Origin of the sequence: Streptomyces sp. NPDC012769, assembly GCF_042901205.1 — a bacterium.
GTDB lineage: Bacteria > Actinomycetota > Actinomycetes > Streptomycetales > Streptomycetaceae > Streptomyces.
Genome location: NZ_JBIBCP010000003.1, coordinates 1152144 through 1173489 on the forward strand (window position 1 = coordinate 1152144; position 21346 = coordinate 1173489).

Below are 21346 nucleotides of genomic sequence, written 5' to 3' on the forward strand. Positions count from 1 at the left end.
GTCCGGGCGTTCGGATGCATCCTCCGTTGGTCCGTCCGGACCACCTCCCGGACGACCCCGGACCGACTCCCGGGCGCGCCGTGCGACGGCCGGTGGTGCGGACGGGGAAGCTGGGAGGAACGCGACCCACCGTGGAGGCACTGCTCGTGGCCCTGTTGAGAGACGCCGAACTCGCGGGCGCGTTCGACCACGCGTCCCGCACCTACGACCGCATGACGTCGGCCAGTCCCGGCTACCACCGGCACCTGCGGCGCTCGGCACGCCGTCTGGCCCTCCCGAGGCGCGGAGCCGGTCAGACGGTCATCGACCTCGGTTGCGGCACCGGCGCCTCGACCGCCGCGCTCCTGCGGGCGGCACCGCTCGCGTCCGTCACGGGGGTGGACGCCTCCGCCGGCATGCTGGCCCGTGCGCGGAGCAAGAGCTGGCCCGACCGGGTGAGCTTCGTCCACGCCACAATCGAGGACCTGGCGCGGGCCGGCGTCACCGGTCCGTACGACGCGGTCTTCGCCGCCTACCTCTTCCGCAACGTCGCGGATCCCGACGCCGCCCTGCGCCGGACGCGTGAACTGCTCCGTCCCGGAGGCCGGCTCGCCGTCCACGAGTACACCCTCGGCGGCCGGGCCGTGGACCGTTTCCTGTGGTCGGCGGTCATGGCCGGCGTGGTGCTGCCGTGGGGACGTCGCCACGGCGACGAGGCGCTCTACCGCCACCTGTGGCGCAGCGTGCTCGACTTCGACACGGCCGACGGATTCGCCGACCGCCTGCGCCGGGCCGGGTTCACCGGCGTCCGCGTGCTGCCTCAGCCGGGGTGGCAGACGGGCATCACCCACACGTTCGTCGCCACCCGGCCCTGACACGGTCGGACGCCTCACCCGGGCTCGCCGGAAAGCGGGTCGTGCCCCCAGTTCATGAGCGAATGGCGCCACCGGGTGTCGCGGACGTCGCCCGAGGGCCGCTGCGCCAGATGGCGGCGGATGTAGCCGTTGACCTTCGCCATGTGCCGGTAGTCGGCGTCCGTCAGATCGTCCTTCTTCTTGCGCAGGATGCCGACGATGGCCCGACCCGAGGCGTGCCCGGTGGACTCGCCGCCGGACTTGTGCTCGCCCGCCTGCTTCGACGTGTCGGTGCCGAGCCAGTCCTCCAGCGCCGACGCCGTCATGTTCACCGACGCGCGGAAGGTCTCCCAGGTGTCCCGCCGGTCGTCCTCGGCCGTCACGGTGCCCGCCCTACCGCTTCTTCTTCAGGGCGCCGGGTTTGTGCACGGCCGTCCGCCCGGACTTGTCGCTGCGCACCTCGTACTGGGGCTCGTCCGACGAGGCGTCGACCGTACGGCCGGCGGCCTCGGTCCGTTTGGTGATCTTCTTCTCCACCCTGCCCTCGGTCTCGCTGCCGTGACTTCTCCAGGCGACCTTGTCGCCCTTGGACAGGGCCTGCTCGCCCGAGGTCTTCTTCGCTTTCGCCATGGCTGGTCCTCTCCTCTCCCGCCCCGCCGTGTTGCGCCTCGACGATCCCCACCCTGGGGCCGAGCGGCCCGGCCCGCACGACGTGGCGCCCCTGCGGGTGCATCCGAAGGGGCCGGACGGCCCGAAGAGAAGTCGGACAACGCGGGGCGGCTCATCACCTGCTCGGCCGGCTCCTGTCACCCGACGCACCGGCGCCGGGGCCCGGCACCGGCGACGACCGGACACCGACGGTGGGAACAAGACCTTCATGCAGACATTTCTCCCGTACGCGAGCTTCTCCGACTCCGCGGCCGTCCTGGATCCGAGGCGTCTCGGCAAACAGCGCGTCGAGGCGCTCCAGGTGTTCAGGGGACTGACGGTGCCGACGTACGGCTGGCGCCGACACCCCGCAGTGCGGATGTGGGCCGGTTACGAGGAAGCCCTGGTGCGCTACGGCCTGGACGTCTGCACGATCTGGTCCGCCGGCGGCCGGGCGGACACCTGTGCCGTCACCTTGATGGACGACTACCGCGCCTGGCGGCCGTCGGCCGAGGTCCGCGAACAGGGCGGGCTCGAGGCGGCCGGTGACCTGCCCCCCTGGCTCGGCGACCCCGCGTTCCACCGCAGCCACCAATCCGCCCTCGTCCGCAAGGATCCGGACTACTACAGACCCCGCTTCCCGGGAGTGCCGGACGACCTTCCCTACCTCTGGCCCGGGTCCGACCGGGAAGGCGGCCGTCCCGCGGGATGAGGACGGATGTCTCGTAGAATGGGACAAAACCCCTGGTTCCGGGCATGAGGGCGCGGCGACGGCGCCGCGAAGGCCCTACGACGTGCTGACGAAAGCGGAGTGGACATGCGACGGCGTCCCCAGGAGCCGGCCGACGAATCCGAGGCCCTGTTCGGCTTGGCGGACCTCGTGGCCGCCGCCACGCCCGCCGAGGCGGAGCAGGACCGGCCGTTCCGCGACGGACCCGAGGCGCGCGGCCTGCTGCGAGTGACGGAGATCCACGCGGAACCGGCCGCCGCCGCGTCCTGGCGGGGCCGCCAGATCATCGCGCGCTTCCCCGACGCCCGGCTCGTCGAGACGGACTCCCACTGGCGCATCCCGCACCTGCACGGCAACGCGGGGAACGTCGAACGCTGGGTCAGGATCAAGAGGGAGACCCTCGTCCTCGGCGAACGCTCCTCGCTCGCCGTCCGGCCCAACGGGCGGTCCGCCGACTGGATCGCCCCCGGCCTCTCCAACGGATGCGCCATGGCCTGCGCGTACTGCTACGTCCCGCGCCGCAAGGGGTTCGCCAACCCGATCACCGTCTTCACCAACGTCGACCGCGTCCTCGCGGCCCTCGGCCGCCACATCGCCGCCACCGGACCCAAGAGGGAACCCAACCAGTGCGACGAGCGGGCCTGGGTGTACGACATCGGCGAGAACGGCGACTGCTCGGTGGACGACCTGATCAGCGACAACACCGCCGACCTCGTCCGTGCCTTCCGCCGATGGCCCACGGCCAAGGCCTCCTTCGCGACGAAGTTGGTCAACCCCGACCTGCTGCGGCTCGATCCACAGGGCCGCACCCGGATCCGCTTCTCCCTCATGCCGCCGGAGGACTCCCGCCTCCTGGACATCCGCACCAGCCCCGTCCCCGCCCGGATCGAGGCGGCCGCCGACTTCCTGGACGCGGGCTACGAGGTGCACTTCAACCTCTCCCCGGTGGTGATCCGCCCGGGCTGGCGGGAGGGATGGGACGACCTGCTGCGCTCGATGGACGACGTACTCCCGCGAAGGGTGAAGGACCAGGCCGCGGCGGAGATCATCATGCTCACCCACAACGAGACCCTGCACGAGGTCAACCTGGGGTGGCACCCTCGCGCCGAGGACGTCCTGTGGCGGCCGGACCTTCAACGGCCCAAGCGGTCCGAGAACGGAGCCTTGAACGTCCGCTACCGCAACACGGTCAAGCGGGAGGCCGTCGAGACCCTGTCCCGCATGATCGAGGCCCGTGCGCCCTGGCTGCGTGTGCGGTACGCCTTCTGACGTCAGGGGGAGAAGGGGTGGGAACAAGCGCAGTGGAGGGGAGGAAAAAGCGCGGGGGCAGAGGCGCAGGGCGCGGCGATCTCGGCGGTGCGGTCGTCATCCTCCGGCTCCGGCAGGGTCGGGGGCTTCGGGCGCGCCGGACTCGGGCGCCGACGGGCCCGGCACCGCCGCGGAATCCCAGGGAGCGGGAGCGGCCGACTCGGTCCAGGCGGCCAGGGCGGGGCCGTCGACGCAGAGGATGCCGCAGGCGGCGGCGTAATCGAGGGCCGGCTCGGTGAACGTGCCGGTGGTCACGAGAACGGCCACGTCGGCCTCGTGAACGGTGAAGCAGGTGCCGCCGAAGCGCTGCAGATCAGGGGAGCCGACGCGGTGGTCGCCCGTGTACTGCTTGCACTGGAGCACGACCTTACGACCGTCGGCGGTGGTCGCCACCACATCGGCGCCGAGGTCCCCCGCGCCGCCCACCACCTCCACCACGGTGCAGCCGTCCCGGGCGCAAAGCGCCGCGACGCTGTGCTCGAATCCCTCCGGGTCGACGGAGGCGTGGTCCAGCGCTTCGGCGTCGACGGAGAGCGGTTCGGCGGGTGGCGGCGCCGGCCTCCGCCTCAGCCCCCGCCTCCCTCGCACCGCGTCGGCTCGCGGGCGGAGCCGGCCACGGGTCGGCGCGATGCTCCAGCGGGCCATCACCACTCCCAGCCCCAGGACGGCGAGCAGCGCGAGGGGCGTGACCGGCGCCCCCGCTCCGGCCGCCTGAGCGGTCTTGAGGAGCAGCACCGATCCGCCGACGACCGCCCCGACGAGCCCGACCACGAGCACCACGTCCCGCCCGACCCTGACCCGGCTCCCTTTGCCCGTCCCGCTGCCCTCGCCGCCCACCGCTGTCATCCGGTCCCCTCCCTCTTCGTCCCCTCGCCGTCCCCTCGCCGTCCACGGCTCGATCGAACCGCCGTCCCGCCCCGGGACGGCGGTTTCCTCGACCGACCGATTCCACACGCACCGTCCAGCCTGGCCCCGAACCCGTGGTCGAAACGTGGCTCGTGCCCTTCGCATCACCCGCGAGGCCCGCGGCGCCCGGATCGTCACCCCATGCGACCGCGTCGGCGCGGGGAGTGAACGGCGTCGGAAGGCGTCGGCCCTGGCCGAATGGGTAGCCGCCCGATGGGAGGACGCCATCGTGAACCACAGCGACTGGATGCTCACCGTCACCGAACGCGGCAACGGCTCCACCCGGCTGGACCGGCGCCACCCCGACGGCGCGGCCTGGACCCGGGGCAACGACGTACGGCCGCTCGTGCACGGCGCGGCGTACTTCGCCGAACTGCTGGGAGCCGTACGGGCACAGCGCTCCGGCGACCTCCTGCTCTTCACCGACTGGCGAGGCGACCCCGACGAACGCCTCGACGGCGAGGACTCCGAGATCGGCCGCGTCCTGTGCGAGGCGGCGCAGCGCGGAGTGATCGTGAAAGGGCTCGTGTGGCGCTCCCACCTGGACAAGCTGCAGTTCAGCGAGACCGAGAACCGACACCTGGGGGAGGAGCTGGAGGAAGCGGGCGCCGAGTGCCTGCTCGACATGCGGGTGCGTCCCGGCGGCTCGCACCACCAGAAGCTCGTGGTGCTGCGCCACCCCGGCCGTCCCGAGCTCGACGTCGCGTACATCGGCGGCATCGACCTGTGCCACAGCCGCAACGACGACGCCGACCACCACGGCGACCCCCAGGCGGTGCCCTTCGCGTCCGCGTACGGGCGCCGGCCACCCTGGCACGACATCCAGCTCGCCGTCCGCGGCCCGGCGGTCGGCGACCTCGAGGCGGGCTTCCGCGAACGCTGGGAGGACCCCTCGCCGCTCAGCCGCAGCCCCATGGTCCGCCTCCGCGAACTCGCTCACCACGAGGACACCGAGGCCGACCCGCTGCCGGCCCAGCTGCCCGACCCCGCGCCCCGCGGCAGCCACACCGTGCAGGTGCTGCGCACCTACCCCAACCGGCTGCTGCGCGGCTACCCCTTCGCCCCCGACGGCGAACGCAGCATCGCACGCGGCTACCTCAAGGCCCTGCGCCGCGCGCGGTCGCTGATCTACCTGGAGGACCAGTACCTGTGGTCGCCCAACGTCGTCGGATTCTTCGCCCAGGCGCTCCGGGAACACCCCGGTCTGCGGCTGATCGCCGTCATCCCCACCCTGCCCGAGCAGGACGGACGGCTTACCCTGCCGATGAACCTGGTCGGACGCGTCGCGGCCCTCGACGAGCTGCGCCGGGCCGGTGGCCCCCGGGTGGCCGTGTACGGGCTGGAGAACCCCGAGGGGAAGCCCGTGTACGTGCACGCCAAGGTGTGCGTGATCGACGACGTATGGGCGGCGGTCGGCTCCGACAACATCAACCTCCGCTCCTGGACCCACGATTCCGAACTCAGCTGCGTGGTCCTGGACGACAGGGTCGACGAACGACCGCCGCACGACCCCGCCGGACTCGGGGACCGCGCCCGCCGCTTCGCGCGTGACCTGCGGCTGGAGCTCTTCCGCGAGCACCTGGACACACAGGAAGCGGGCTCGCCGTACGCGCCGGACGACTTGTGCGACCCGGTGAAGGCCTTCGACGTCTTCTCCGCCACGGCCGCCGCGCTGGACGCCTGGTACGAGGGCGGTCGCCGCGGTCCCAGGCCGCCCGGCCGACTGCGCGCCTACGAGCCGCCGGACATGTCCCGCCTCACCCGCGGCCTGGCCATGCCGCTGTACCGCCTCCTCGTGGATCCGGACGGTCGCCCCGCCAGATACCGGCGCCACAACGCGTACTGACGCTCCGGACGCCGACGCTCCGCGACTGACGCTCCGAACACCCGCCGCCGTCCCGTCCCGGCCACGCCGCCTGTCGTCCGGTGTCACTCGTCATGGTGGACCGCCCGCAGGCCTCACCCCCGCCCGGTCGGCACTCCGCCATGGTGGAGGCCATGCGCCCCTGCCGTACCGCACCACTCCTCATCGGAGTCCTCGGAGTCCTCCTCGCCGTCACCGGCTGCGTCGCCGTCCCCGGCGCCCCGCCGACCGGACCCGCCCGACCGCCCGCGAGCCTCGCTCCCGCCGACGACCGGCCGCCCGCTCCGCTCGACGGCGCATGGCCCTCACCCACCCAGGCCCCGCCCCGGCAGTCCCTCGAGGACACCGCGCCCAGCTCCGCCTCCACCCCGGAACAGCCGGCTCCCCGCCCGGTCCCTCCTGCGAAAACCAAGGGTCCTCAGAAGGCCCATAAGAAGACCTCCAAGAAGATTCTGAAGTCGACCCCCAAGACGCCCCGCAAGTCACCCCCCAAGACGCCCTCCAAGAAGCCGCCCAGGAAGCCCTCACAGAAAGCCGCCACCCCCCGCCCCGCCGACATGCGCGAACTGTGCCGCGAGGCCCACCGCATCCGCCTTCCGCACGGCATCCCCGCCCTCTGCCGTGACGCCTACGGCCGCTGAACACCCCGCGGGACGCTTCTACGCGCGTCCAATTGAGGCCGGGTATAGCGGAAAACACCATTGGGAAACGGAGCGGTTGGAGCAAGGGCCACAATCTCTGTCCGGAGTCCGCGATTCCACGTGGGCCGGGAGACAATTTCGGACGCACTGCCAGCAATGATCAAGAGGAACAATCCGTGCGACCAAGACTCTTCGGCGCCGCCGCCTCCGTGGCCGCACTCGCTCTCCTGGGCTCCCTCGTCACCGCCTGCGGTTCGTCCCCGGCCGGCGGCGGGCCGACGCTGCGGCTGGTGGCCGCGGAGTACGGGGACAGCCCGGAGACCAGCTCCAAGGCGTACTGGGACAAGCTGACCGCCGCCTTCACCGCCGCCCACCCCGGGACGAAGGTGGAGGTGACGCTCTATCCGTGGGCCGACGTCGACCGCGAGGTGGCCCGCATGGTCGGCGAGAACAACCCTCCGGACGTCGCCCTGATGGGCGCGTACTCCGACTTCGCCGCACAGGGCCGCCTCTACCCCGCGAACGAGCTGCTGTCGATCGGGGCGGAGGCCAATTTCCTGCCACCACTCGCGGAGGCGGGTTCGATCGACAACACCCTCTACGGCCTGCCCTTCGTCGCCAGCAGCCGGCTCCTCTTCTACAACAAGGATCTGTTCGGCAAGGCCGGAGCGGAGCCGCCGAAGACCTGGACGGACCTCAAGGAAGCGGCCGAAGCCTTGAAGGAGGAGGGGGTGCGCTTCCCGTACGCCCTGCCGCTCGGTCCGGAGGAGGCGCACGCCGAAGCCCTGATCTGGCAGCTGAGCAACGGTGGCGGATACACCGACGACAGCGGCCTCTACGACATCGCGTCCGAGCGGAACACGGAGACGTTCCGCTGGATCAAGGACAACCTGGTCGAACCAGCCCTGACCGGACCCGTCCCGCCCGCCCAGCTCAACCGGCAGGACGCCTTCGACGCCTTCCTGCGCGGCCAGGTCGGCATGGTCAACGGCTATCCCTCGCTTCTCCACAAGGCCAGGGCGAAGGGCATGAAGGTCGGCACCCTGAGCATGCCGGTCTCGGACCGGGTGAACGACGGCGAGACCCCGCTGGCGGCGGGTGTCGCCGACTGGATGATGGCCTTCAAGCGCGACGACAACCGCGAACTCGTCGGCTCCTTCCTGGAATTCGTCTACGAGGACAAGAACCTCACGGAGTTCGCCGACCGCTACCACCTTCTGCCGTCGACGGTGACCGCTACCCAGGCCTCCCAGGACGCGGCGGCGGACCCCAGCGTCGAGCAGTTCCTGTCGGCCCTGCGTACCGCTCAGCTCTACCCGGTCAACGACCCGTCCTGGCTGCAGGTCAGCAACACCATCAAGCGGAACATCGGCAAGGCCGTCGCCCCGACCGCCGACCCGAAGGCCGTGCTCGAGGACATCGCCCAGCAGGCCAGGGACGTCGCGGCTCAGAACTAGCGGAGCACTCGGCGCCGGGGCCGTCCGGTCCCGGACGGCCCCGGCGCCTGTCCCGGAGTCGTCAGCCTCAGTAGGTGAAGGCGAGCCCGTGCGTGCGGGCCAGGGGGCCGGGGACGTGGCCCGCGTGGATCAGCACCGGGTTGCCCCACGTGTGCCTGACCTTGAGGGACACCCGGATCTGGGAGCAGCCGCCGAGGTCGGCGGTGGTGAGGTAGAGCGTGTTGACGGCCGCCTGGTGGTGCTTGGCGTTGGAGATGCGCCAGGTCGAGGCCGTGCTCGTCCGGGGGGTGCCGCACCGCGTCCCGTCAGGGTTCTGCGGCTGGGCCTCTATCCACGTCTGGACGTGGGTGCCGTCGTACGCGCTCGACCCGCCCGAGCAGCTGTCATAGGGCGAGTTGTGCTTGCAGGTGGTCAGGTTGGCGTCCTGGACGACGGCGATCCGGTCGGCGCCGGTCGGCGTGACCGTGTACCCGAGGGTCGTCGCGGTGCTGCCGGATCCCACCACGCGCTCGCTCTCCTGCAGGAGCGTCCAGCGAGCCGCGTACGGATACGTGGCACGGGCGAGCTCCGCGCCGGCGCCGACGCGCATGGTCACCTGGCGGCCGGTGGCGACGATGCTGGAGTAGCTGGTGACCGACAGACGGCAGGTGTACGTGCCCTCCTCGGGTGCGACGAAAACCCACCGCACGACGGGCGACTGCGAGGTCTCGCCCGGCAGGGAGTTCGCCGCCCAGTACGCGCCCGCCTCCACGCCGGCGGGGAGCGGGGCGGTCTCAGGGGTACCGCCGGCGTAGGCACAGCGGATGGAGAGGGTGGTGCCGAGCCAGTCGCCCGCCGTGAGAGGAGTGACGTTCGACAGCACGACGTTGCGCGACCACAGGTAGGACCGCTCACCGGCCGCCGCCGTGAAGGTCACGTCCGTCCCGGGGATGTCCCGGTACGGGCCGGCCGTGGAGGTCACCTGGTAGTCGAACGGCTCCGCCAGGACCGCCTGGGCAGGCGTGGCCGTACCCATCAGACCGGCGAGAGCGAGAACGGACGCGGCGAGCGTGCCGCCGAGGCGGGCGCCGAGTCGGCTTCTGAGACGCATGCGGGACGTACCCCTGTGCTGTTGGTTGATCTTGATCATCGAGAACCAGGGGACTGTATCCGCCCAGGCCGCCGCTGACGGAAGCGGGGGACGGGCGGTGCCGTGCGGTCAGGTGGCTGCGTCGAGGAGATGGGGGCCGTTGTTGCGGACGTCGTTCACGGCCGGGGAGACCGGCCGGGCGTCGAGATTGCCGTCCCCGGGCTGGGTGAGCCGGGCACGGAGGTCCTCGGTGTCGTGGTGGTGGGGATCGAGCCAGGCGTCGTAGTGGGCGGAGCCGACGGTGAGCGGCATGCGCGGGTGTACGCGACCGGCCGCGTCGGTGGCCTCGGTGGTGATGATCGTGCAGGTCAGCAGCCAGGCATCGGGGTCGTCGTCGCTCACGACGTCAGGGTTGCGCCAGTACTCGTACAGGCCCGCCATGGCCATCACCTGTCCGTCGGCGGGGTGGATGAAGTACGGCTGCTTACGGGTCTTGCGCGTCGTCTCGTCCTTCACCTGCTCCCACTCGTAGAAGCCGTCGGCCGGAAGCAGGCAGCGCCGCTTGGCGAAAGCGCGCCGATAGGCCGGCTTCTCGTGCACGGTCTCGACCCGCGCGTTGATCATCCGGGAGCCGACCTTCGGGTCCTTGGCCCAGGCCGGCACCAGACCCCATCTGAGCGCCCGCAGCTCGCGCCGCACCTGGTGCCCCTCGTTCCCCTCGCCCCGTGCGGCGCGGCCCCGAGCGGCGCGCTCGAGGACCGCGTAGACCTCGTCCGTCGGCGCGACGTTCCAGCTCGGAGCCAGCGTCTCGTCGGGGTTCCAGTCGGTGACACCGAAGAGCCGGGTCAGGTCCTCAGGCCCACGGGTGGAGGCATAGCGGCCGCACATACCGCCACTGTGCCACGACTCCCGCGGGCCGAAGGGCTCACCTCGCGCTGTTGGGCGGTGCGATGTCGAAGGAGTTGTGCTTGGCCCAGGGTCCGTCGGGGGCGTTGCTGTCCCACCAGTGGGACCTGACCGATCCGTCGGGTCCGATCCAGAAGACGTCGAGGTGACCGTCCCGCTGTGCGACGGTGGCGATGCCGGAGTTGGGTGCGGCGCTGTTGGGCGGTGTGATGCTGAAGGAGCTGTGCTTGGCCCACGGTCCGTCGGGGGAGGCGCCGTCCCACCAGTGGGACCTGACCGATCCGTCGGGTCCGATCCAGAAGACGTCGAGGTGGCCGTCCCGCTGCGCGACCGTCGCGATGCCGGAGTTGGGTGCGGCGCTGTTGGGCGGTGTGATGCTGAAGGAGCTGTGCTTGGCCCACGGTCCGTCCGGGGAGCGGCTGTCCCACCAGTGGGACCTCACCGATCCATCAGGCCCGATCCAGAACACGTCCAGATGACCGTCCCGCTGCGCCACGGCGGCTACCGTCGAACCCGCCACCGCGCTGTTGGGTGGTGCGATGTCGAAGGAGTTGTGCTTGGCCCAGGGTCCGTCGGGGGCGTTGCTGTCCCACCAGTGGGATCTGACTGATCCGTCGGGTCCGATCCAGAAGACGTCGAGGTGGCCGTCTCGTTGTGCCACGGTGGCGATGCCGGAGTTGGGTGCGGCGCTGTTGGGCGGTGTGATGCTGAAGGAGTTGTGCTTGGCCCAGGGTCCGTCGGGGGCGTTGCTGTCCCACCAGTGGGATCTGACTGATCCGTCGGGTCCGATCCAGAAGACGTCGAGGTGGCCGTCTCGTTGTGCCACGGCGGTGATGCCGGAGTTGGGTGCGGCGCTGTTGGGCGGTGTGATGCTGAAGGAGTTGTGCTTGGCCCAGGGTCCGTCGGGGGCGTTGCTGTCCCACCAGTGGGATCTGACTGATCCGTCGGGTCCGATCCAGAAGACGTCGAGGTGACCGTCCCGCTGTGCGACGGTGGCGATGCCGGAGTTGGGTGCGGCGCTGTTGGGCGGTGTGATGCTGAAGGAGCTGTGCTTGGCCCAGGTTCCGTCGGGGGAGGCGCCGTCCCACCAGTGGGACCTCACCGATCCGTCGGGTCCGATCCAGAACACGTCCAGATGACCCTCCCGCTGCGCGACAGCGGTCGTGTCACGGAGGGGCTGTTGGTTCGTCGGTTCGACCGGAGCGGGGACGCTGCCGGTAGGAATGGCCCGCTGGCCGGTGATGTTGCCGGCGGCGCTGTACCGGCACACCAGGATCCAACCCGTACGACCCGAAACGGGAACGCCTTCCTTCACACCGCAACCGATCGCCGTGGTCGGCGATGCGGGAGACATCCACACCATCTGGGAGTAGTGGCCCCACACGCGGTAGTTGTTGTCGTTGATCGGGGCGTTGTTGTCGGCGTCGAACTCGGGCTTCTCCGCTGTCCAGCTGTAGTCCAGCGACGGGTCCAGCGCCATCGTGGGACGCGCCGGCCCGGGCCAGGCGTGGAAGAGGTTCTCGCCCTGGTCGCCATTGGTGGCTCTGCTGCTGTGGTGGAGCGTGCCACCCGCGCTGGATGCCGGGTCGTCGGCCCATGCCTGTGCGTCGCAGGCGATCTTGGGATCCCATGCGACGGAGAGCAGGGGAAGACCGGGGTTGTACTTCTTGATGGCCTCGCGCCGTGCTTCGTTGTGCGCACGGACGATCTCCGCGGCGTCGGCCGAGCCGATCTGCGAGCCCGTGCCGGGCGGCGGATTGGCCGTGGGGCACGTGGGGGACCTTTCGGCGAAGGCCCCGGCAGCCCCGGCCCCGGACCCGGTTCCGGACCCTGCCCCGTCCCCGGCGGCGGGCGGTTGCGCCGGCGCCGCTGAAGCGGGGCGCGCATCGGCTTCGGCGGCCGACGCCGTGCCCGTCGGCGTCACGACAAGGCCGCATATGACCGCGGCCACCGTTGCGAAAGACTTCGGCTTCATCGCACACCCCGACAAGAATTTCGTTGGAGGTCGGAATTCGGGGATTCCGGGGCGCCGCCGTACGGATTCGGCGCGTCGCGCGCACACAGCCATCCTCGCCCATTCGGCGTAAACCTGCTCGTCCAGCGATCAACAAGTCATGGCCGCGCTCCGGGGCGAGCGCGTCCGGCGCACCACCCTCGAACGGTTGATCAGATCACCGGCGGCCCCGCCTCGATGCGGCGCAGCACCGGAGCGAGACGGTCCAGGTCGGGGCCGGTCTGGACCTGCCGTTCGTCCCACCAGGTGGCGCCGGCGTCGTGCAGCGGACCGATGATGTCCTTGGCCCTGGCCGAGTCCGCGGGCGTGGCACCGCCGAGCACGAACTCGAAGGGACGTTCCGCCTCGGCCGCGCGGTGCGTGCGGACGTAGTCGACCAGGTTCCGTACCTCCGTCACATCGGGCACATGGCCGTGCCGGGCCGTCTCGAAGAGCGGCACCGCGCCGTCCCATCGCGCTGCCCGCCGCATGGGCGCACGACGCGGCCAGAACCCGCCGATCCACACGGGGGGACCGGGCCGTTGCACGGTGGCCGGCAGCAACGCCACCTCCCGGACTTCGTAGTGCCGACCGTGGTGGTTCACCGGCTCGCCCGACCAGAAACGCCGCAACAGCTCCAGTCCCTCGTCCAACCGCTCGGCGAGGACGCGGGGCTCGGCGGCGTCGCCGAAGCTGCGGTATTCGTCGTCGATCGGACCGCCCAGGCCCGCGGCGAACGTCACCCGGCCGTTGCTGAGGTGGTCCAGAGTGGCCACTTGACGGGCCAGTTGCTGCGGACGGTAGCGGGGGACCGGTGTCAGCAGGGTGCCCAGTCGGATCCGTGAGGTCGCCAGCGCGGCCGCGGTCAGCAGAATCCAGGGGTCTGCGAAGGGCCGCCCCTGGTGCTTCCGGTGCAGTACGTGGTCCCACACGAACAGCCCGTCCCAGCCAGCCTGTTCGGCGGCGGTCGCGACGGTCGCGACGTTACGGGGGTCCGCGAAGTCACCGAAGTTCGGGATGTTGACGGAGAAGCGCATCCCAGCAGGATGCGCGGCCGGGCCCGGTGCGGCAACCGGATTCCTACGGGGGCGCACGCACCGGGCGGCGCGGCGAGGACTGCTCCCTTGCCGCGCCGCCGTATCACCTCATCACTGGCGTACGCGGGACGTATGAGGCCGAGTCAGCAGGTGTGGTCGACGAGGTCGAAGGAGGCGTAGTGGTCGGCGGTGTAGTAATCCTCCCGGTCGGCGTTGCCGGTGACGATGCGGCGGGCGCCGCGCGTCTCCGATCCGGGGGTGATGACCGTGTACTCGTGGTAGTAGCCGGTGGTCCGGCTCGGCAGGATGCCTTCGCGGTTCTGGAAGACGGAGCCGTCCTGGCGGAAGGGGTAGGGGCCGCCCGCCTCGATGAGGTCGAGGGTGTCGTGCGCCTGGGAGGGCAGGCGGGAGTAACAGATGCTGCCGACCGCCGCGATGGCGCTGGGGGCGGTGAGGGTGGCGCGGTCGGCGGAGGCGGTGGGTGCGGCGGCGGCCGGTCCGGCGAGCAGGGTGGACAGGAGCGCGGCGGCACCGAGCACGGTGAAGCGTGGGGGGATTCGCATGCCACGAGGATGACGCGTGTAGATGTGGGCACGTCAACGCCAACTCGGTTATGTTCCCAGGATGTTGCCGCTCCGGACACTTATGGGCGGAGACGGTGAACGTCCATGCCGTCTGCCGGCCCGGCCTCCGCCGACGTACGGGCTCCTCTCCCGGGCCGCGCGGGCGGGCGGGCACGGTGGGATGCCTGACCGCGGCAGTCGCGGCCAGGCACCTTCACTTCGCGGTTGCCGCGCCTGAGGTCAGGGCGCGTCCACCAGCACGCGACCGTCGGCCGGGGTGCGCACCGAGGCGGCGCCACCCGCGTACGCGGTCTCGACCCGCGCCTGTTCGGCCGCGTCCGGCACCGGGTTCCTGCAGCTGGTGCCGGCGCTGGAGCCCGACATCAACTGGGAGCAGGGGCCGGGCTTGGTGTCCGGCAGGCCCAGGCTGTGACCGAGCTCGTGGGCGGCGATGCGGGTCTTGTCGTAGCCCTGGGCGACCGCCTGGCTTCCGAGCTCCACGCGGACCCGGCCACCCGGGCGGACGGGGCCGAGCGTGGCCTGTGGCCAGCCGGTGGTGGCCACGATCTGGATCTCGGCCCGGGTGCCGGGCGCGGCCTTGACCAGTTTGACGTTGTCGACGTTCCCGTTCCACGAGGCGACTCCGGCCTCGATCGCCGCCTCCCAGCCGCCGGCCCGGCTGGCGTCGTAGCGGAGTGTGACCACCGCGGACGCGGACTTCGCCGTGGTGGCCGCGGACGGGGACGCGGACGCGGACACGGCGTTCGCCGCCGGTACCACGGTCAGGAGCACCGCCGCCGCGGTGCCGGCTATACCCAGCCGTACGTAGTGCACCATCGCTGTCCTTTCACATGGGGGGCCCGGATCCGTGCGGAACCGAGCGTGTGGAGCAGGATTGGCGTGAGCATGGCGATTGTCGTCGACGCTGGGCCACCTGAGGAGGCGTCGAGCGGATATGGCGCGAAGCGTGCGCCGGGTGGCCGCTGCCCCTGCCGCCCACGGCGGGTGCGTCGAGCCGCCGACTGCGGCTTCCGTCACGCCGCACGCGGCGACGCGCGACCGGCCCGCCCCATGGCGGCGCAGGGGCTGGTACCGGGCGGCCATCAGACTGCGGCCCGCCCCATGGCTCAGGCCGCCCGGCCCGCCGCCGAGCCCCGCCCCCGGTGCCTCACGCCCCGCCCCGGCCGCTCACTTCCCGTGCCGTGCCGTCACCAGGCCCGTCTCGTACGCGGCGATGACCGCCTGGGCCCGGTCGCGGACGCCCAGCTTGGCGAAGAGGCCGGTGATGTGGTTCTTCACGGTGGAGGCGCTCACGCCGAGCCGATCGGCTATCTCCGTGTTGTCCAGGCCGCCGGCGATCAGCTGCCACACGTCCCGCTCGCGCGGGGTGAGCCCCTCGGCGTCGGCGGACGCCGTGCGGGCCGCCCGGGTCGTGCCACGGTCGGGGCCGGTCACGTGGGTCGAGATGAGGCGGGTCAGGAGCCTGGGGGCGAGGATGGCCTCGCCGTCGCGGACCACGCGCAGGGCGGCGACGAGGTCCTCGGGCGAGATGTCCTTGGGAAGGAAGCCACAGGCGCCGGCACGCAGGGCGGCCACGACGTGCTCGTCCATGTCGAAGGTGCTCAGGGCCAGCACACGGCAGCCCGGCAGTTCGGCGGTGAGACGTTCCGTGGCGGCGATCCCGTCGAGGACCGGCATGCGGATGTCCATGATGACCACGTCAGGCCGCCGTTCATGGGCCAGGCGCACCGCCTCGGCGCCGTCGGAGGCCTCTGCCACGACGTCGAAATCGGGTTCGGGGCCGAGCATCAGGGCGAGCCCGCGGCGGACGAGAGGCTGGTCGTCGGCGATGAGCACCTTCACGGTCGCGGTCATCCCCACGCCTCCAGAGGGTCGAAGGACAGAGGAGGACGCTGGTGCAGGGGGAGGCGGGCGCGCACGGTGAAGCCCGTCCCCTCCGGTCCGGCGTGCAGGGTCCCGCCGTGGAGGCCGACCCGTTCGCGCATTCCCATGAGGCCGTGACCGGAGCCGACGGCCGCCGGACGGTCACGACGCGGGCCGTCGTCGGTGACGTCCACCCGCACCTCGTCGGCGGCGTAGCCGAGCCGTACGTCGACCTTCGCGCCGCGGCCCGCGTGCTTGCGGGCGTTGGTGAGGGCCTCCTGGACGATACGGAAGACAGCGAGCGCGACGCTGGGCGGCAGCACCCGCGGGTCGCCGTCGGTGGTGAGGGTGGTGGGCAGGCCGGCGCGGCGACTGTCCTCGACGACGCGGTCGAGGTCACCGATGCCGGGCTGCGGCGCGGTCGCCTCGCCCTCCTCGCTCTCGTCGCCGGCGCGCAACACGTCGAGCAGATGCCGCATCTCGTGCAGGGCGGTGCGGCCCGAGCCCTCCAGCTCGACGAGCGCCTCGCGGGCCGCGGCCGGTGACCGGTCGAGGTTGGCGCGGGCGCCGCCGGCGAGCAGCTGCATCGTCGTGAGGTGGTGGGCGACGATGTCGTGCAGCTCGCGGGCGATGCGGCGCCGTTCGTCGGCGACGGCCCGGTCGGCGAGAAGCCGCCGGTGCGTCTCGGCGTTGCGCTGCCAGCGGCCTACGGCGACCGCGGCACCGGCCACGAACAGCGCGGACGTGACGTTGGCCGCGAGCTCGAGCAGGGCCGGCGCGGACGCGCCGGGGTGGACGAACTGGAGGACCGCGACGCAGCCGACGACGGCTGCCGCGCCGACGGCCGCACGGTGGTGCCGTACGACGGTGAACAGCGCGACGATGGTGGCGGCGCCGTAGTGCTGGCCCACAGCGCTGAACCAGGAGAGCGAGACGTTCACGGCCAGGACGCCCGCGAGGACACTCAGTGGTGCCCGGCGGCGCGCTGCCAGGAGCAGCGAGGCGGTCACCACGATCAGGCAGCCGGCGGCCGAGACCCGCCCCTGGTCCATCTGACTCGTGACGGTGAAGCCGACGAGATCGACGGCCGCGGCACCGGCGGCGACGAGCCCGTCGTGCTGACTCCACACCGCGGCCCTGCCGTTCCGGCTCCTGGCACCGCGCCCGGTGTCCGAGCCGCCCCTCACCCTTCCCACCGCGTCCCCTGCCCGGTCCGGGCGCGCCCCGCCCGCGCCCTCGTCCTCACGCCGTCCCACGCCGCTCCCCTTGTACGCATCCACCTGTCCCCCCAAGCCGCCGTGACGCCGATGACCTGCGACTTGTCTGCTGTGCACCCCATTGCGCTGTGCACCCCATTGTGTCAGCGCTCGACGAGACACCGCCTCGGCACCAGGACCCGTCACGGACCAGGAGCAGGCTCCTAGAGCCGAGGTGGGTGGGGGCCGTACTCCCAGGCGCCATCTCCTTCCCCGCTCCGAGGTGCGGGCCGGGCCGCGCTGATGTGCTGGACAGGTGCCGGGAGCCGCCCGGTACGGACCGCCGTCCGCGAGCACCGCGGCCCGGTACGGATCGCCGCCCGGCCCTCGTACCGCCGCGGTCCCCTCGACCCTCGTACGCGCCTTTGGAGGCCTTCCCGTGATTCGCGCCCTGACCGGATTCTCGACCCGCAGACCCTGGCGGGTCATCGTCGTATGGGCGGTGCTCGGCGTCTTCGTCGCCATCGCGGGCCAGGCGCTCGTCTTCCGCGTGACGCAGACCGACAGCGCCCGATTCCTGCCCGCCGAATACGACGCGGCCGCGGCGCTCCGGGTCGCCCGCGAGAAGTTCGGCGCCGAGCCCGACACCGACGCGGTGACGGTGCTGGTGGCCCGGCGCGACGGCAAGCCGCTGGAGGACGCGGACAGAAGGCGCGTGGCCGAGGTGGCGCGCGAGCTGAGCGGCACCCGTCTGACGATGCCGTGGACGGAGGAACAGATACCGGGGGTGTCCACGGACTACTCCCAGGTGCCCCGGGTGGAGCCCGCCATGACCGCACCCGACGGCTCGTTCACGCTGCTCGTCGCACGGTTGCGGGGCAACGCCACGGACCCCGGAATGCACTCCGTGTACCGCGTCTTCCACGACCGTGCCCAGCAGGAGTTCGCCGAGGCCGGGATGCGCACCGGGTTCACCGGCGGACTGGCGGACACGGTGGACCGCGCCGACGCGGAGGAGAGCACTCAGACGGTGGTCGGCCTGGTGATGGTCGGACTGATCGTCCTGATCAACGTCCTGGTGTTCCGTAGCGTCCTGGCCGCGTTCCTTCCGCTGGTCGCGGTGTCCGTGGTGGGCGGCGCCGCCGCCGGCACGGTCGTGGGGGCAGCCCTGCTGACCGGCTTCCGTCTGGACCCCGGCACCCCCGGCATGATCGGCACCGTACTGGTCGGCATCGGCGTCGACTACTTCCTCTTCCTGCTGTTCCGCTTCCGCGAGGAGCTGCGGCGCCGGCCCGAGGCCGACCACCGTCCGGTCGCCGCCGACGTCGCCGGACGCGTGGGCACGGCGGTGACCTCCGCGGCGCTGACGATCGTCGCGGCCTTCGCCACACTGGGCCTGGCGACGTTCGGTCAGTTCCGCGTCCTCGGCCCCTCGGTGGCCGTGTCCGTGCTGGTGATGCTGCTGGCGAGCCTGACCCTGATGCCGGCGCTGCTCGCGGTCACCGGGCGACGGATGTTCTGGCCGTCGCGGAGCCTGACGAAGGCCCGCCGCCCCGGCCTCGCCGACCGTACGGCACGGCTGGTGGCACGCCGCCCGCTGGTAGTCCTCGTGGCGTCGGTCGCCTGCCTCGGCGCGCTGTCGATCGGCGCGACGGGCATCCGCATGGACTTCGCCACCGGCGGCACCCCGCGCGAGACGGCGGCCGCGGCGACGGCACGGGAGATCGCCGGCGCGCTGCCGCCCGGGGTGTCCGACCCGACGACGGTGTACGTCACCAGCGACGACGGCCGTCCCCTGCACGCAGCCGCGCTGGGCGATCTCCCTCGCGCGCTGGCCGACGCGGACGGCGTCGGCAAGGTGGCCGCGCCCGTCTTCAACGCCGACCGCACCGCCGCCCGCCTGGACGTGTACCTGACGGCGGCCTCGCAGACCCAGCAGGCTCGCGACCTCGTGACCGGTCCCGTGCGCCACGCCGCACGAGCAGCGGCCCCCGCCGGACTGACGGCCCATGTGGGCGGCACGGCAGCCGTGTTCGCCGACGTCGCGACAGCCGTCGACCGGGACCTGCGGACGGTGTTCCCGGTGGCCGCGGCACTGATCGCGCTCATCCTGCTGGTCCTGCTGCGCAGCCTGCTGGCGCCGGTGGTGCTGATGCTGGCGGTCGGGCTGTGCTTCGCGGCGACCCTCGGCGCCTCCACACTCCTCTTCCAGCACCTGGGCGGCGAACCGGGAGTCAACTTCGTCCTGCCGCTCGTGCTGTTCCTGTTCGTGGTGGCGCTGGGTACCGACTACAACATCCTCATCAGCGACCGCCTGCGCGAGGAGATGGCCCGCACCGGCTCGGCCCGCGCCGCAGTCACCCGCGCGGTACGCCACACCGCACCGGCCATCGCCACCGCCGGCGTGGTCCTGGCGGCCTCCTTCGGCAGCCTCGCGGTGAACGCCGACCCCTCGACCCGCCAGATCGGCTTCGCCACGGCACTGGGCATCCTCCTGTCCGCCTTCCTCCTGTCCCTCCTCCTGGTTCCGTCGGCCGCCGCGCTGCTGGGCCGGGGGATGTGGTGGCCGATGCGCCCGGGACAGGACCCGACGAACGACACCGGCCCCCGCGCCGCCACGGGCGCCCCGGAGCACTCTCTGCACCGGGTCGGCGGGGCGGTCGGCCGCTCTGCCTGAACAGGCCCGGGCCCGGGTCCAGGCCCGGCTCCAGGCCCGGTCCGGGCCCGGGACGGTACTCCGACGGGGCCGGGGCTGAGGGCGGCGGCCATCAGGAGGCCGCGGCCACGCCTGGCGTGGGGGACCACGTACGGGATCTTGAGACCGCTCGCAGCCCATGGCAGGCTCATGCCGCATGATCGATGAATTCGCGAAGGCCAACCTGCACGGGCGACTGCGGCGGGACCGCAAGGCGCTGCTGTGGAAACTCGACGGCTTGTCCGAATACGACGCACGTCGACCCTTGACCGCGACCGGGACCAACCTCCTCGGTCTGGTCAAACACGTGGCCACCGTCGAGGCCAGGTACTTCGGAGAGGTCTTCGGCCGCCCGTCCCCGGAACCGCTGCCCCGGTGGCAGGACTCCGACGGCAGCGATCTGTGGGCGGCCGGGGACGAGACCCGCGACCAGATCATCGGGTTCTACCGGCGCACGTGGGAACACGCGGACGCGACGATCGACGAGCTTCCCCTCGACGCCCCCGGCCACGTGCCGTGGTGGCCGGAGCCTCATGCCGACACCAACCTGTTCGCCATCATGGTCCATGTCCTCGGCGAGTCCGTACGGCATGCCGGGCACGCCGATATCCTGCGCGAGGGCCTCGACGGCCGGGCCGGGCTGCGGCCCGAACTCGAGAAGCCGATCGATGAGGAAGCCCGTGCGGCCCACTGCGCGAAGATCGAGCAGGCCGCCAGGTCGGCCGCACCGATCGAGGCCTCGAGGTAGTCCCCCCCCGTGACGCGCACGCGACGCGATGGTCGTGCGGCACGCGAAACCTGCCACGTGAGACACCCTTTCAGGGCTGGTGCCAGACCAGCGTGTAGTGCCAGAAGCAGGACTGCGAGGGGAAGACCCCGACGACGACCAGGGTTCCGCCGGCGCCAGGTGCTCTCGGAAGCCGGGAGCCTGGCCAGGTCACCGCTACCTGGTCCGACGTCCAGGGCGTTGGTGAAACGTCCGGGGGAGTCGGCGCAGGATCCGTCGGTGGTCATACCCCGGCCACCCTCTGGCAGCCGGGGGAGTGTCAGTGCTCGTTCTTACGATCACGCCATGTCTGATGCTTTCACCGTCCTGTGGACCCATGACGTATGCCGCGCTCTGCGCAAGGCGGGCCGTGTGGGGGAGCGGCCGCCGGTCGCGTACTCCGGCGTCCATCAGTCCTTGCCCGCCTGGACGGGCGCCCGCGCCGGGGACGAGGTGTACGCGCTGCACGTGAATCGGTGCGAGGTGTTCGTGGTGAGTCGGATGCGGGTGGTCGACCTGGAGCGCGGCGACTGTTGCGGGACGGCCCCCGCGACGTGGCGTGACCCGTCGTTCCCCGGCCACGACGACTGGTCGATGCTCGGCGCCGGCGGCTGCGGCGCCACCGCGGTCCACGTGGACGCGACACCCGTACGGTTCGACACCCCGATACCCGGTGACCTTCTGCCGACACTGACCTGGCGCAACGCCAAAGGCAGAACCCGCCACCTCAAGTACGTCGTGGACGGCCGGCTGGAGCGCTCGATCAGCCTCCAGGGCTTCTACCGCCTCACCTCCGATTCTGCCCATGCGCTGGCAGGTCTCGTGGACAGCGCCCGGTGACGCGCCTCGG

Annotated in this window: 20 protein-coding genes; 9 read left to right on the forward strand and 11 right to left on the reverse strand. The window is 71.8% G+C overall.

The annotated features are described in order from the left end of the window. The first annotated feature begins 146 nt into the window (after positions 1–146). Entirely contained in the window at positions 147–854 is a 708-nt protein-coding gene (locus ACFY7C_RS20625) for a class I SAM-dependent methyltransferase (RefSeq protein ID WP_389652787.1), read from the forward strand. Between the two features lie 14 nt (positions 855–868). Here ACFY7C_RS20625 and ACFY7C_RS20630 read toward each other — a convergent pair whose 3' ends face one another. Together ACFY7C_RS20630 and ACFY7C_RS20635 are read right to left on the reverse strand one after the other, a co-directional pair. Next, entirely contained in the window at positions 869–1216 is a 348-nt protein-coding gene (locus ACFY7C_RS20630) for a DUF3140 domain-containing protein (RefSeq protein WP_389652347.1), read from the reverse strand. A 10-nt stretch (positions 1217–1226) separates the two neighbouring features. Further along, the gene (locus ACFY7C_RS20635; protein ID WP_389652350.1) at positions 1227–1463 is read right to left on the reverse strand and encodes a DUF2945 domain-containing protein; all 237 of its coding nucleotides are present in this window, start codon (positions 1461–1463) and stop codon (positions 1227–1229) included. 247 nt (positions 1464–1710) lie between these two features. Here ACFY7C_RS20635 and ACFY7C_RS20640 point away from each other — a divergent pair, with 247 nt between their 5' ends. Beyond that, complete coding sequence (locus tag ACFY7C_RS20640; RefSeq protein ID WP_389652353.1) at positions 1711–2193, forward strand: MSMEG_6728 family protein; 483 nt, start codon at positions 1711–1713, stop codon at positions 2191–2193. A gap of 105 nt (positions 2194–2298) precedes the next feature. After that, on the forward strand, positions 2299–3480 hold the full coding sequence (locus ACFY7C_RS20645; RefSeq protein WP_389652356.1) for a spore photoproduct lyase family protein: 1182 nt from the start codon (positions 2299–2301) through the stop codon (positions 3478–3480). Between the two features lie 96 nt (positions 3481–3576). On the opposite strand, the gene ACFY7C_RS20650 is transcribed toward ACFY7C_RS20645, so the two are convergent. Beyond that, entirely contained in the window at positions 3577–4365 is a 789-nt protein-coding gene (locus tag ACFY7C_RS20650) for a restriction endonuclease (protein ID WP_389652359.1), read from the reverse strand. A 289-nt stretch (positions 4366–4654) separates the two neighbouring features. Between ACFY7C_RS20650 and ACFY7C_RS20655 the strand changes: the two genes are divergently transcribed. The 3 genes from ACFY7C_RS20655 (at position 4655) to ACFY7C_RS20665 (ending at position 8387) form a co-directional block, all read left to right on the forward strand. Then, positions 4655–6271: a phospholipase D family protein gene (locus tag ACFY7C_RS20655; protein WP_389652361.1), complete on the forward strand. Its 1617-nt coding sequence runs from the start codon at positions 4655–4657 to the stop codon at positions 6269–6271. A gap of 152 nt (positions 6272–6423) precedes the next feature. Then, positions 6424–6930, forward strand: coding sequence for a hypothetical protein (locus tag ACFY7C_RS20660; protein ID WP_389652364.1), 507 nt, complete (start codon positions 6424–6426; stop codon positions 6928–6930). 176 nt (positions 6931–7106) lie between these two features. Next, entirely contained in the window at positions 7107–8387 is a 1281-nt protein-coding gene (locus tag ACFY7C_RS20665; protein ID WP_389652367.1) for an extracellular solute-binding protein, read from the forward strand. A 67-nt stretch (positions 8388–8454) separates the two neighbouring features. Here the strand turns inward: ACFY7C_RS20665 and ACFY7C_RS20670 are convergent, their stop codons facing one another. The 8 genes from ACFY7C_RS20670 to ACFY7C_RS20705 form a co-directional block, all read right to left on the reverse strand. After that, positions 8455–9477: a hypothetical protein gene (locus tag ACFY7C_RS20670; protein ID WP_389652370.1), complete on the reverse strand. Its 1023-nt coding sequence runs from the start codon at positions 9475–9477 to the stop codon at positions 8455–8457. Positions 9478–9585: 108 nt separating this feature from the next. Beyond that, on the reverse strand, positions 9586–10344 hold the full coding sequence (locus ACFY7C_RS20675) for an SOS response-associated peptidase (RefSeq protein ID WP_389652372.1): 759 nt from the start codon (positions 10342–10344) through the stop codon (positions 9586–9588). Positions 10345–10381: 37 nt separating this feature from the next. Continuing rightward, a complete protein-coding gene (locus ACFY7C_RS20680; protein WP_389652375.1) occupies positions 10382–12286 on the reverse strand; it encodes a CAP domain-containing protein in 1905 nt (634 codons plus the stop codon). A gap of 242 nt (positions 12287–12528) precedes the next feature. After that, positions 12529–13392, reverse strand: a complete 864-nt coding sequence (locus tag ACFY7C_RS20685; protein WP_389652377.1) for an LLM class flavin-dependent oxidoreductase — start codon at positions 13390–13392, stop codon at positions 12529–12531. Positions 13393–13535: 143 nt separating this feature from the next. Then, on the reverse strand, positions 13536–13955 hold the full coding sequence (locus tag ACFY7C_RS20690; protein ID WP_389652380.1) for a ribonuclease domain-containing protein: 420 nt from the start codon (positions 13953–13955) through the stop codon (positions 13536–13538). 240 nt (positions 13956–14195) lie between these two features. After that, positions 14196–14792 (reverse strand): snapalysin family zinc-dependent metalloprotease, encoded by a 597-nt coding sequence (locus ACFY7C_RS20695; RefSeq protein WP_389652383.1) that lies wholly within the window; start codon positions 14790–14792, stop codon positions 14196–14198. A 351-nt stretch (positions 14793–15143) separates the two neighbouring features. After that, positions 15144–15830 (reverse strand): response regulator, encoded by a 687-nt coding sequence (locus tag ACFY7C_RS20700; RefSeq protein WP_389652386.1) that lies wholly within the window; start codon positions 15828–15830, stop codon positions 15144–15146. Further along, positions 15827–17095: a sensor histidine kinase gene (locus tag ACFY7C_RS20705; RefSeq protein WP_389652389.1), complete on the reverse strand. Its 1269-nt coding sequence runs from the start codon at positions 17093–17095 to the stop codon at positions 15827–15829. Before ACFY7C_RS20705 ends, ACFY7C_RS20700 begins: the two co-directional genes overlap by 4 nt. A 379-nt stretch (positions 17096–17474) precedes the next feature. On the opposite strand from ACFY7C_RS20705, the gene ACFY7C_RS20710 reads away from it, so the two are divergent. From ACFY7C_RS20710 to ACFY7C_RS20720, 3 genes are all read left to right on the forward strand, one after another. Then, positions 17475–19712 carry an MMPL family transporter gene (locus ACFY7C_RS20710; protein ID WP_389652392.1) on the forward strand — a complete coding sequence of 746 codons (2238 nt, stop codon included), beginning with the start codon at positions 17475–17477 and terminating at the stop codon, positions 19710–19712. 175 nt (positions 19713–19887) lie between these two features. After that, on the forward strand, positions 19888–20478 hold the full coding sequence (locus ACFY7C_RS20715; protein WP_389652396.1) for a DinB family protein: 591 nt from the start codon (positions 19888–19890) through the stop codon (positions 20476–20478). Positions 20479–20802: 324 nt separating this feature from the next. Then, positions 20803–21336 carry a hypothetical protein gene (locus ACFY7C_RS20720; RefSeq protein WP_389652399.1) on the forward strand — a complete coding sequence of 178 codons (534 nt, stop codon included), beginning with the start codon at positions 20803–20805 and terminating at the stop codon, positions 21334–21336. The last annotated feature ends 10 nt before the right edge of the window (positions 21337–21346 follow it).

Coding starts and splice junctions, on each gene's coding strand:
- ACFY7C_RS20635 (WP_389652350.1), bottom strand. CDS start 1,463: ATGGCGAAAGCGAAGAAGACCTCGGGCGAGCAGGCCCTGTCCAAGGGC.
- ACFY7C_RS20640 (WP_389652353.1), top strand. CDS start 1,711: ATGCAGACATTTCTCCCGTACGCGAGCTTCTCCGACTCCGCGGCCGTC.
- ACFY7C_RS20645 (WP_389652356.1), top strand. CDS start 2,299: ATGCGACGGCGTCCCCAGGAGCCGGCCGACGAATCCGAGGCCCTGTTC.
- ACFY7C_RS20650 (WP_389652359.1), bottom strand. CDS start 4,365: ATGACAGCGGTGGGCGGCGAGGGCAGCGGGACGGGCAAAGGGAGCCGG.
- ACFY7C_RS20660 (WP_389652364.1), top strand. CDS start 6,424: ATGCGCCCCTGCCGTACCGCACCACTCCTCATCGGAGTCCTCGGAGTC.
- ACFY7C_RS20670 (WP_389652370.1), bottom strand. CDS start 9,477: ATGCGTCTCAGAAGCCGACTCGGCGCCCGCCTCGGCGGCACGCTCGCC.
- ACFY7C_RS20675 (WP_389652372.1), bottom strand. CDS start 10,344: ATGTGCGGCCGCTATGCCTCCACCCGTGGGCCTGAGGACCTGACCCGG.
- ACFY7C_RS20685 (WP_389652377.1), bottom strand. CDS start 13,392: ATGCGCTTCTCCGTCAACATCCCGAACTTCGGTGACTTCGCGGACCCC.
- ACFY7C_RS20690 (WP_389652380.1), bottom strand. CDS start 13,955: ATGCGAATCCCCCCACGCTTCACCGTGCTCGGTGCCGCCGCGCTCCTG.
- ACFY7C_RS20695 (WP_389652383.1), bottom strand. CDS start 14,792: ATGGTGCACTACGTACGGCTGGGTATAGCCGGCACCGCGGCGGCGGTG.
- ACFY7C_RS20700 (WP_389652386.1), bottom strand. CDS start 15,830: ATGACCGCGACCGTGAAGGTGCTCATCGCCGACGACCAGCCTCTCGTC.
- ACFY7C_RS20715 (WP_389652396.1), top strand. CDS start 19,888: ATGATCGATGAATTCGCGAAGGCCAACCTGCACGGGCGACTGCGGCGG.
- ACFY7C_RS20720 (WP_389652399.1), top strand. CDS start 20,803: ATGTCTGATGCTTTCACCGTCCTGTGGACCCATGACGTATGCCGCGCT.